At 35.1% G+C, this 12,139-nt stretch carries 9 protein-coding genes; all 9 read left to right on the forward strand.

Translation table 11 applies throughout. The features are described from left to right. Positions 1-191: 191 nt before the first annotated feature. A complete protein-coding gene (locus MKY60_RS03850) occupies positions 192-923 on the forward strand; it encodes a (Fe-S)-binding protein (protein ID WP_445677977.1) in 732 nt (243 codons plus the stop codon). Position 924: 1 nt separating this feature from the next. After that, positions 925-2,355, forward strand: coding sequence for a LutB/LldF family L-lactate oxidation iron-sulfur protein (locus MKY60_RS03855; protein ID WP_340928644.1), 1,431 nt, complete (start codon positions 925-927; stop codon positions 2,353-2,355). Further along, positions 2,348-2,968: a LutC/YkgG family protein gene (locus MKY60_RS03860; RefSeq protein WP_340928646.1), complete on the forward strand. Its 621-nt coding sequence runs from the start codon at positions 2,348-2,350 to the stop codon at positions 2,966-2,968. The genes MKY60_RS03855 and MKY60_RS03860 overlap by 8 nt, the downstream gene beginning before the upstream one ends. Before the next feature lie 943 nt (positions 2,969-3,911). Continuing rightward, positions 3,912-6,206 carry a hypothetical protein gene (locus MKY60_RS03865; RefSeq protein ID WP_340928648.1) on the forward strand — a complete coding sequence of 765 codons (2,295 nt, stop codon included), beginning with the start codon at positions 3,912-3,914 and terminating at the stop codon, positions 6,204-6,206. Positions 6,207-6,374: 168 nt separating this feature from the next. After that, entirely contained in the window at positions 6,375-6,881 is a 507-nt protein-coding gene (locus MKY60_RS03870) for a tetratricopeptide repeat protein (protein WP_340928650.1), read from the forward strand. A 13-nt stretch (positions 6,882-6,894) separates the two neighbouring features. Then, entirely contained in the window at positions 6,895-8,442 is a 1,548-nt protein-coding gene (locus MKY60_RS03875; RefSeq protein WP_340928651.1) for an O-antigen ligase family protein, read from the forward strand. Then, positions 8,439-9,341, forward strand: coding sequence for a Wzz/FepE/Etk N-terminal domain-containing protein (locus tag MKY60_RS03880; protein ID WP_340928653.1), 903 nt, complete (start codon positions 8,439-8,441; stop codon positions 9,339-9,341). Before MKY60_RS03875 ends, MKY60_RS03880 begins: the two co-directional genes overlap by 4 nt. A 28-nt stretch (positions 9,342-9,369) precedes the next feature. After that, positions 9,370-11,199, forward strand: coding sequence for a polysaccharide biosynthesis protein (locus tag MKY60_RS03885; RefSeq protein ID WP_445677978.1), 1,830 nt, complete (start codon positions 9,370-9,372; stop codon positions 11,197-11,199). 34 nt (positions 11,200-11,233) lie between these two features. Beyond that, complete coding sequence (gene rfbA, locus MKY60_RS03890) at positions 11,234-12,136, forward strand: glucose-1-phosphate thymidylyltransferase RfbA (RefSeq protein WP_340928656.1); 903 nt, start codon at positions 11,234-11,236, stop codon at positions 12,134-12,136. The last annotated feature ends 3 nt before the right edge of the window (positions 12,137-12,139 follow it).

Raw genomic sequence — 12,139 nt, forward strand, 5'->3', positions numbered from 1 at the left:
ATGAGCGCGAAGAATGAGACTTCAAAAAGGATGAAGGAGCAACGCGACTCATCATTGAAGGCTCAGGCGTAGCGTGCGGCAGCACACATCCGGGTAGTATAGCTATAAATATGTCATGCTCTCAATTAAAGACCGATAAACCAAAAAGTCGCTTCCACAAGAAGCGGCTTTTTCAGAAAGGAAGACCACCTATGACTATACATGTCACCCTATTCTCCACCTGCCTAGTTGACCTATTCCAACCAAACGTAGGCATCGCAACCGTAGAACTACTCGAAAAACTCGGTTGTAAAATCGACTTCCCACCAGCCCAAATATGCTGTGGCCAGCCAGCATACAATAGTGGCTATGTGCACGAAGCAAAACCAGCAATGATCCATTTGCTCGAAACGTTCCAGCACGCCGAATATATCGTCACCCCTTCTGGCTCATGCGCACTAATGCTTAAAGAATATGAACACGTCTTCCGGGATGATCCTAAATGGCATGCAATAGCCAAACAAATCGCATCCAAAACATACGAACTAACCCAATTCATCGTCCATGTATTAGGGGTAACAAAAATAGATACATCACTTCCAGGAGCAGCAGTCTTCCATACATCCTGCCATATGACAAGACTACTCGGAGCAAAAGAAGAGCCAAAGCTTCTATTGAATAATGTAGACAACCTGACAATCCAGCCACTTACTGGCCAAAGTCAGTGCTGCGGCTTTGGTGGTACATTCTCCGTCAAAATGGGAGATATCTCAGCAGAAATGGTGAAAGAAAAGGTGGAAAATATTAAACAAGCTAATACGGACTATTTAATAGGGGCGGACTGTGGCTGTCTCATGAATATTGGTGGGCGACTTTCCAGAGAACAACAGGCCATCGAAGTATTGCATATCGCAGAAGTACTTAACCGAGGAATGGAGGGATAAAATGCCACTCAAAATAAAACCAGGTCCATTCAAACAACGTCTAACATCCGAGTTAAATAATGATTTTATGAGAAAAGCAGTTTCTAGTGCACAGGATGGACTTGGAACAAGGCGAGACTTAGCAACCGAGCAACTTGGAGAATGGGAAAAATGGCGCGAAGCAGGGCAAGAAATTCGTCAACATACCGTAAATAACCTCGCACACTATTTAGAGCAATTCAGTGAACAGGTAACAAAAAGTGGAGGTCATGTATTCTTCGCAAAGGATGACGTAGAGGCAACGAACTATATTAAACAAATCGCACAACAAAAAAACGCCAAAAAAATCGTCAAATCCAAATCGATGGTGACAGAAGAAATTGGACTAAACGCTGCACTTGAGTCAATAGGTTGCGAGGTAGTGGAAACGGACCTAGGGGAATATATACTTCAAATCGATGATTATGACCCGCCATCGCATATAGTTGTGCCCGCATTACATAAGAAGAAAGAACAAATCCGAGACGTTTTTGTGGAAAAACTAAATTACAAAAAGTCAGCAGATCCAGAAGAACTAGCGAAGCATGCACGCTATACACTTCGAGAAAAATTCCTAGAAGCTGATTTAGGGATAACAGGCTGTAATTTTGGAGTCGCAGAAAGCGGATCAATCTGCCTCGTAACGAATGAAGGGAATGCCCGCTTAGTCACGACTATCCCTAAAACCCAAATAACTGTCATGGGTATGGAGCGGCTCGTACCCACCTTCGAAGACTTAGACGTTATGGTGTCTTTACTAACAAGAGCTTCTGTCGGACAACGAATTACAAGCTATGTAACGCTACTGACAGGACCTAAAAAGCAAGAGGAAGTCGATGGACCAGAGGAGCTACATGTCGTTATCGTAGACAATGGTCGCTCCAAAATTCTAGGTACTGACTTTCAAGAAATTCTCCAATGCATTCGCTGCGGAGCATGCTTAAATGTTTGCCCGGTATATCGTCATATCGGTGGTCATGCATATGGCTCTATCTATCCAGGTCCAGTTGGAGCAGTACTCACTCCGCTACTCGATGGCTACGAGGATCACAAAGAACTACCATACGCATCAACACTTTGTGGAGCATGTACAGATGTTTGTCCAGTGAAAATCCCATTGCATAACCTACTACTTAAACATCGCCAAGTAATAGTAGAAACAGAAGGGAAAGCACCTATTAGTGAACGGCTTATGATGAAAGCGTTTGGTTTCGGTGCATCTACAAACTCTGTTTATACAGGGGGCTCTAAAATGGCCGCAGTTAGTCTCAAAATGCTACTAAAAAACAAACAAACTATATCAAATGGTCCTGGTCTTTTAAAAGAATGGACGAATAGTCGGGACTTCCCCACACCAAAACAAAGTCGTTTCCGGGACTGGATGAAAGAACGGGAGGGAACGAAGAGTGACTAAATTACAAAGAAACAAAGTGGAACTACCTATTTCAAGTGTTTATATCGCACTTAAAACAAATTCTTTGAAACAAGTATTCATTGAATCCGCCAAGTTGATTCGAGCAGATATAATAGAAACAACACAAACAAACCTTATCGAAACCTTAACTGAACTAACAAAAGATATACCATCAGAAAAAGTACTTTCTTCTATAGAAAGAGGAAACGCGGAATTAGATCAATGGCTCCAAGCTAATACAACACCTTGGAACCCAACACTAGGCTCCCAAAATATCCAAAATGCAGAACAAGCAACAATTGGACTCTCCTATTGTGATCATGCATTAGCTGAATCTGGCACAGTCATCCTGCTAAACGAACATTACAAAGGAAGATCTGTCAGCCTGTTACCGGAAATCCATATCGTACTAATCCCAACAAATACTATTATTCCAAGATTACAGGAAAGCATGAGAACCTTAAGTGAACGTATTAAACAAGGAGAACCTTTTCCGACCTGTATTAATTACATTACCGGTCCAAGCAACTCGGCCGATATCGAAAGTTATTTAGTAGTAGGAGTTCATGGTCCATTACGAACTATTTACGTTTTAATTGATGAAGATATCTAAATAAATAGATTTTTAACAACGAGATTACCATCATTGGATTCTGTAACATAACTTTAATGGGCAAAAATGTTTAAACAATTCTACTGTAGTTCCTTCTATTCAATACAGGATACTTTTCTACTAAATAAAAAGTAGGTAAAAACATGCTGAGATAATAGCATATTTAATAGCTCAAGGAGTATATTAATGAAACTAGCATACGCACGATCGTATCATTATCGGTGGATCAGTGATGAATCAAATCCATCTTCTATCGGAAATTAAACAAAAGATATTATGAAATTCATTATTTGCACCTATTATCCAGCACTTGAAAGTTAGAGGAGACAATCATAGGGTTAGCATTAGGAGATAATGGCGGTCTGATAGGTCGACTAGTATTTGCTATCCAAATAAAAAAGTGCTTTGATCAATAGAACAAAGCACTGATAAAATAAGAAAAGAAGCATCCGATGTTCAGATGCTTCTTTTCTTGAGCGATAAAACGAAGGAAGTAGAAGGCTGCACACTAATGAATGTACAAACAAGTTTACGGCGTTACACATCTATAAGTAACCTTCTATACAGTACATCATAACACATTTTTTATAAAATGCACGTATTTAATTTAATAAATTTTAAAAAGATTTTACGAAATATACTTCAAGATTAGAAATAAAATTGAGGAAATCTACTAATTAAAAAATAGTAAAAATTATTCAGAAAAAAAACTAGCGTTATTGGTTACATTACTGTAATATGGAATATGTAATAGTGTCCTTGGTGCTTCCAAAATGTCATCTTCGAAAAAAACTGGTAATCTTTTACGATTTTTAGTTGATTTTAGCATATGAGTTTTGTATACTCATATATTAGTTAGGGTGACGATATTGGACGCGATCAGCGACCGGCATTACACACTACAAAAAATTGCACCACACAAGCGAAGGGAGATCACAAGTTTATGAAGAAAAAAGCTATCAAAATTGCAGCTTCAACTGCAGTAGCAGCTACAGCATTCGTTGCAGCAGCACCAGTGCAACAAGCTGACGCAGCAACAAACGTAAACCAATTAGCAACAGACGCACAAAATGCAGGTACAGTATTAAAATGGGCTATCTCAAAAGAAGGTTCTGCAGATTTCAAAACAGTTCCAACAGCTCAGTACAATGCAGCTAAAAAAGCAGTAGCAGCAGCAGAAAAAGCAGCTGAAAAATTATCTTCAACTGAAAAATTAAGCGTTCAAGCAAAACTTGTTGAACCAAAAATTCAGATTAACCGTGCGATGGCTTATATCGATGCACTTACTTCAAGTACAAAAATCGTTGCTTTAACTGATTCACTTAATACAGCTATCAAATCTGGTGATCTTGGTAAAGTTGAAACAGCTTACCACACTGCATCAGAAGAGTATCGTAAACAAGTTATTTTATTAGACCGTGTTTACGGACAGTCTACTCGTGATGAAATTCGTAACCAAGTTAAACCAGCAATCGAAAAATTAATGAATGACGTTAAATATGACGTTACAGTTAAAATGCATGCAGATAAAGCAGCAGCTTTCACAAAAGAAGGTAAAATTGCTGAAGCAGCAGCTGAATTAAACAAAGCTGAATATAACCTTACTTTGAAAGAAGCGAAATTCTCTTTCAAAAAGGATGTACAAAAACTTTATGATGACGCATTAACTGCTCTTCCATTAACAGCACTTTCAGTTACTTCTGCATCTGCAGATGGTAAAACAGTTGTAGTTAAATTATCAAAAGCACCTGGCGCAGTTGCAAACTTTGCTGCTAGCCAATTCGTTTTCGTTGGTGGTAATGATAGAATTACTGCTACAACAGCAACATTAAATGCAGATGGAAAATCAGTTACTTTAACATTAGCTGGTCTACAAAATAACAAAGAATATACACTTCACTACAATGGTGCAGCTACAACTGCTAAATATCAAGTAACTGCAGCAGCGGACACATCATTTGTTTCTGCACAAACTGATGATGCTCATTATTTAAACGGTAAAGCTCGCTCTTACTCAGTGAAAATGACAAATGCTGATGGTACTCCATTTACAGGTCAAGTTACTATTAACTTAGGGACAGTTTCTGCTAATACTTTCATTTCAAGTGCTGAGTTAGTTTCAGTTAATGCAGCAACTGCAACAACATTTGTTGGTGTAGACGGAGTTCTTGATTTTGTAGTTACAAATAACGGAGCAATTTTTGAAACTGCAAAACCTACTGTAACTTATGTTACTAACACTGGAAGTACTGTAACGAAAGAATTAGGAGATGTATCATTCTATCCTGAAGCAACTGATGGCGCTACAGCTTCTATCACTGCTGATGCAGATTCTTTCTATGATGCAACTCAAAAAATCCTATTCCACGATAAAAAAGCATATATCGTAAAATCAGGTGACTTATTCCAAGTTAACGGGGTTGGAGCAACTGAAGCACAATTTGCTAAAGCATTCTCTTACAACGATACATTTGTAATTAACTATTACACTAAATCAATCTCATCATTCAATATTACTAATGATGTAACATTTGCTGGAATCACAGTTGCTAACTCTGGTTTATCATATGAAGGTTCTACATTTACTTTCAAAGGAAAAGCTCAACCAGGATATACAGTTCAAGTTTACCCAGTAGGAAATCGTACTAATAAACTTGGTGAGGCAAAAGTGAATGCTGATGGTACTTACCAAGTAGCAGTACGTAATGTTACTAATGGTACAAACAACTTTGACGTAGTTCAAGTGGCTCCAAATGGTGCTGTACCAGGTACTACTGCTGTAGCAACTGATAATGTTGCAAAAGCAACTGCTTATGTAGGTACATTTGGTTTGAATAGTGTATCTGTTATTGATTCAGCAACAGCAACAACATCTGCTGACTCATTCTTAAATGCAGGAGATGTACTTGTACTAAATACTACTCACGATGCTTTATATGATGTGCTTCTATCAACAACTGGTAATGCAAATATCGTTATCGCTGGTGGTGGTAAAACTGCTACTTTAACAGTAACTAAAGCAACTGCTTTAAACACTGCTAATAACACAGCTGCTCCAGCTGATCTTACAAATGCGGTATTAATTACTGGTATCTCATATGCAGATCAAGTTCTTGGTGCTCCAATCTTTAATTTAGCTAATTCAAACTACCGTGCTATTAACTCAGTTAATGGTGTTACAAATCAAGACGGTCTAGTTCTAAAACAATCAATTAATGGTCAAGTTGTAAGCTTCTAATTACAAAATTGAACTACAATTGAACATTTTAAGAGTGCAGAGATTAATCTCTGCACTCTTTTTTATGTGAAATTTAGGTAAAGTAGATGGACAGAGGGTAAGTAGAAAAAAAAACTTAAATATGTTATAATTCAACTGCCTATTAATAGAAAGGAATTTGTAAATTATATGAATAAATTTGAAGTTTCGCAAAAAAATAAGGAATCATGGATTTTAAAATTAATATTATTTATCCTCATATTTACAATAATTGTTTCTTTTATTTGGATTGATAATAGTGCCAATAAACAAAACGAAGAATTGTTAAATGACTTTTCCTTACTACAACAAGTAACTGAAAGACAAAATGGAGGAGAAATGGAAGAAGTAATTCCAGATTTAGAAAAGTTGCAAAAAAAAAATCCTAACGACTATAAAATAGCATTCCAATTAGGGTTGGCTTATTTAAATGTTGGAGAGTATCAATCTGCAAAGATCATGTATACGCGTGCTTTAGATTTATTTCCTAAATTTGTTGAGGATAAAGAGTTTATGTACCAATATGCGTATATATTAGCAAATAATGAAGAACTTAATAATGCCAAAGTTGTAATAGAACAATCAAAGGCTCTATCTAGTGACGAAGAATATCAATCTCGGTTAACTTCATTGCTAGAACAAATTGAAGATAAGTAGGTGAGGAACAATAATGGCTCAATTAAACATGAATAGGGTAAGAGTAGAGAGAGATATTAAAGAAGACAGGCAATCCATTGAAAGAATAGATAGATTTATATATAGACTATTGATATTTGCTATAGTGGTAATACCCTTACTTATTGGGATAAAAACAGAGGTATTTGTTAGTCCAATAATTTCGAGTACTGGAGTAGATGGAACAGCCTATCAGTCTGATATATTTACATATTTTAAATTTGTGGTTTTAATTGTTATAACACTTGGAACTACAGTACCTTTTTTATATAAATTACTTTTTTTAAATTACGAAATCAATAAGTCGAAATTAACACCTACAATATATTTATTCATGGTTGCTATTATACTCTCCACAATCTTTGCAGAGTATAAACATATAGCACTTTGGGGGGTATACAATCGGCATGATGGTGCTATAACGTATATTTGTTTTTCACTATTAATGTTAGTTGCAATAAATATACAATATCCTAAAAATATATTGAAAACAATTTTAGTGGCATTATATCCTTTTGTTTGGATTAACTTAATCATTTCTTTATTAACTTTTTACGGGAAGAATATTTTAACAAACAAAGTTTTCCAATCGGTACTAACAATATTTGATAGCTCTAAACAGCCTTTTAATGAAGGATCTATATTAACAGGAACACTTAATCAATGGAATTATATGAGTGGTATATCAGGAATAACGATTATGATTTTTCTAGCTATAGCGATCTTTGAAAAGAGTAATAAACTTCGAATTATAAATATACTAACTGCGCTTGCAGCATTCGCCACATTATTAGTATCAATTTCTACCAGTGGTTTTTTAGCCTTTGTGGTAATGAGTATATTTATGCTTGTATTATTGTTTTTAAAAGATAACTGGAAAAAAGGATTGATTACCTTTGCAATCTTTTTTGTATTAGCTTCTGGAGTACTTACTATTTTGGCACAAAAGAATAGTGGGATTTGGAATGAATCGATTGGAACGTTTGTCAAATACAATCCTTTTGAAAGCAAATCAGCTGCACTCAATTTAAATTTGTTAGATAGTAAAGCATATGCATCCGATAAAGTGTTTTCTTTACCAGAGTTACCAGAACAAGCAACCGGTGCTGGATCAGGTCGTTTGTATATTTGGGGAACAATGTTAGAACTAATGAAGGACAAACCGTTAACGGGATATGGATTAGACACTGTATTATTTCATTTTCCGCAAAATGAGTTAGAAAAACGTAGTCAATTATATTGGGATTGGATATTAGTTGACAAGCCACATAGCTTTTATTTAGGAATTCTATGGGGAACGGGAATACTAGGATTCATTGGATTTGTGGGAATTTTAATAATACTTTCAATAAATATAATAAAAGGATTATTTAGATTACGTGAAATAAATCCTTACTATATCGCTCTTTCTATGGGGTTTGGTGCATTTTTAATACAAGCATTGTTTAACGATTCAGTTATTGGATTGACAGTAGCACCATTGATTATTGGTGCAGTATTATACGCAAACAATCAAAATGAACAAGAAGAGGGGTCAACATGAACGATGAAGTGATTAGTTTAAGAGAAGTGCTGGAAACTGTTTGGGCTGGAAAAAAAATTATTGCACTTTCAGTTATAGTTATGGTGTTGATAGCTTCGATAATAAGTTTTTTTGTAATCGACAAAACGTATGAGTCAAACGCGACTATTCAAATGACAAATAACTCCAACGTTGATGTGAATGAGAAAGTTATTCAATATATTTCTGGCGAATTTAATCCGGTTATTTTAGTAGAAAGATTAAGTTATTCCGCTGATACAAACAATCACATAAATGTAGAAAAATTAAATACGATAATTAGACCTGATGGTACTCTTCTTGATATTAGCTATAAAGCTAATAATCCATCCGATGCACAAACACACCTATCAAAACATTTAGAAACTACAATTGAAAAAATGTCTAATGAATTGAAAACAGAATTAATTCAACAGTCTAATTATTACAAAGAAGAAAGTACTAAGGTAGAAAAAGAACTACAAAATTTAATAGAGTCATACAATTCTATAATTCAAACTAATAACCTATCTCCGATACTTATAATGCAAACCTTACTACCAGAAGAAACTATGTTTACTTTAACAGGTGAACAAGAACAGGAGTTTGGAAAGATTGATGGAGAATTACAAACACAACTAATGAATTTACAGTCAAATATAAAAAGTAAATCCGAAGAATATGCTTTATCTTATACTGATTTACAAAACTTTCTTTCGAATGCAGAACAGTTTAATCCGAAGTCTTTTATTAAAACAATAAACAAACCATCTTTACCAACGAAATCTAGCAGTCCAAGTCCTTTTTTAAATATTACAATAGGATTTGTAATAGGTTTGTTAGTTGGTCTTGCTTTGGTTTTCTTTAGAAATTACTGGATACAATCAGCTCCTTCAAAATAGGTGAAAGGGGTAGGAAGAAGGTGTTATCTTGGGATATCGCCTAAGATTATTTGCGTTTTTTATATTAGATTCCTTTATAGTAGTGACTTCTATATTCCTGGGTTTTTTAATTATGAATCCAGGAGGTCAATTTTATGCGATACCAACTTTAATACTAAGCGCTGTGACATTATTAGTATCGCATCACGTAGCCGCTTACTTTTTTCATTTATATGATCGAATATGGAGTGTGGCCTCAGTTAACGAATTATTGACAATTGTCTATTCAGTGACAATATCTATTGGTGCTGCTAGTATTATTCAATATATAGTTCATAGCGAAATATTTTTTCGCGTTATGGCAGTAACTTGGATGATACATATTATTGCAATTGGAGGCTCTCGTTTTACTTTACGTGTATTAAATGAACAAAAAATGCAACATGGACAAATTCATAAACATAGGGCTCTAATTGTAGGTGCTGGACAAGCTGGTACAATTTTGGCCAAGCAAATGAGACAATCTATAAACTCAAATTTAATACCTGTTGCATTTGTAGATGATGATATAAAAAAATTGAAATTAAAAATATTAGGTATAACGGTTCAAGGTATGATTAAAGATATTCCTAAAGTTGTCGAAATAAATGCTATTGATCATATTATAATTGCGATACCCTCATTAAAAAAAAGTGAAATTCAATCGATTTTTGAGCAGTGCTCTAAAACCAATGCAAAAGTTAAAATCATGCCAAGTATAGAGGCTGTCATGACTGGTAAGTTGTCTGTAAATGAAATGCGCGAAGTGAAAATAGAAGATTTACTTGGTCGTGAAGAAGTAGAGCTAGATATGAATTCTATATCAGATAAATTAACTGGGAAGATTATATTAGTAACTGGTGCAGGAGGCTCTATTGGATCAGAAATCTGTCGTCAAGTTTTAAAATTTAAACCGAGGAAGATTTATTTATTAGGACATGGTGAAAATTCTATTTACCAAATAGATATGGAACTTCGTGAAAATATGCCATTGGAAACAGAAATAATACCACTCATAGCAGATATACAAGACAGAAATAGAATATTTGATATTGTTTCTGAATGTAGACCAGATGTTATTTACCACGCTGCCGCTCATAAACATGTGCCGTTGATGGAATACAATCCAATTGAAGCTGTGAAGAATAACATTTTTGGAACTAAAAATGTAGCAGAAGCTGCAGACACCTTTGGTGTAGGTTATTTTGTCATGATTTCAACGGATAAAGCAGTAAATCCTCCAAATGTTATGGGAGCGACAAAACGATTTGCAGAAATGGTTGTACAGAATTTAGCAAAAGAAAGTAAAACAAAGTTTGCAGCTGTCCGTTTTGGAAATGTACTTGGTTCCCGCGGTTCAGTTATCCCCTTATTTAAAAAGCAAATTGCGCAGGGGGGACCTGTAACGGTAACAGATCCTGAGATGACCCGTTACTTCATGACAATTCCGGAAGCATCACGACTTGTTATTCAAGCAGGTACACTTGCGAATAATGGAAGAATATTCGTGCTTGATATGGGTGAACCAGTTAAAATTGTAGATTTAGCAAAAGATATCATACGTTTATCAGGGTATACTGAAGATGAGATAAAAATCGAATTTACCGGTATTAGACCTGGTGAAAAACTATATGAAGAGCTCTTAAATGAAAATGAAATACAAAGCAGTCATGTTTTCCCTAAAATTCATATTGGAAAAGCAACACCAATTAACAAAGAAGAAATGAATAAGATACTTGAGTGCCTTTTGGAAATGACTGAAGATAACTTGAAACACACACTTATCAAAATTGCCAATAAAGAAAGTATCGTAAATAAAAAAAATATGACAACTGTTTAGAACAGGGTGTTTAATTGATAAAGAGGTGTTATTATTGAAAGGAATTATTTTAGCAGGGGGAAGTGGGACAAGGCTATATCCACTTACCAGGTCGGTTTCTAAACAGTTACTTCCTATTTTTGATAAACCGATGATTTACTATCCACTTTCAGTATTAATGCTATCAGGAATAAAGGAAATTCTTATTATTTCAACTCCTGCTGATATTCCCATGTTTGAACAGCTCTTAGGAGATGGTAGTGAGCTAGGGATTTCTCTTTGCTATCGAGTACAAGAAAAGCCAGAGGGACTTGCTCAAGCTTTTCTAATTGGAGAAGACTTTATAGGGAAAGACAGTGTCGCGCTCATATTAGGTGATAATATATTTTTTGGACAAGGTTTCACTCCTATTCTTCAAAAAGTGGCGAAAAGTTCAAAAGGGGCTACTGTTTTTGGATATCGAGTAAAGGATCCTGAACGATTTGGAGTTGTTGAGTTTGACAATAACTTCAATGCAAAGTCAATTGAAGAAAAGCCAACAGTGCCAAAATCAGATTTTGCTGTAACTGGTTTATATTTTTATGATAATGAAGTGGTAGAAATTGCAAAAAAGATAAAACCGTCAGAGCGTGGAGAGTTAGAAATAACAGATATCAATAAAGAGTATTTAAAAAGAAAAGAATTAAAAGTAGAATTACTAGGGAGAGGTTTCGCCTGGTTAGACACTGGTACTCACGACTCATTATTGGAAGCATCACTATTTATAGAGACAATAGAAAAAAGACAAGGTTTTAAAGTTGCTTGTATTGAAGAAATAGCTTATAGAATGGGCTATATTAATAAAAGTCAACTAATAGCACTAGCTAAACCTTTAATAAAATCTAACTATGGTCAGTACTTAATAGACATTGCGAATGAACCCAAACGATTTTCACAGGATATGGATGGAGTGTTATAAATC

Source organism: Psychrobacillus sp. FSL K6-1415 (assembly GCF_038003185.1).
Classification (GTDB): domain Bacteria; phylum Bacillota; class Bacilli; order Bacillales_A; family Planococcaceae; genus Psychrobacillus; species Psychrobacillus psychrodurans.

Bases quoted from the DNA above. Each gene is read 5' to 3' on its own strand.
- MKY60_RS03880 (WP_340928653.1), top strand. From the start codon at position 8,439: ATGAACGATGAAGTGATTAGTTTAAGAGAAGTGCTGGAAACTGTTTGG.
- MKY60_RS03850 (WP_445677977.1), top strand. From the start codon at position 192: ATGACTATACATGTCACCCTATTCTCCACCTGCCTAGTTGACCTATTC.
- MKY60_RS03875 (WP_340928651.1), top strand. From the start codon at position 6,895: ATGGCTCAATTAAACATGAATAGGGTAAGAGTAGAGAGAGATATTAAA.
- MKY60_RS03865 (WP_340928648.1), top strand. From the start codon at position 3,912: ATGAAGAAAAAAGCTATCAAAATTGCAGCTTCAACTGCAGTAGCAGCT.
- MKY60_RS03855 (WP_340928644.1), top strand. From the start codon at position 925: ATGCCACTCAAAATAAAACCAGGTCCATTCAAACAACGTCTAACATCC.
- MKY60_RS03870 (WP_340928650.1), top strand. From the start codon at position 6,375: ATGAATAAATTTGAAGTTTCGCAAAAAAATAAGGAATCATGGATTTTA.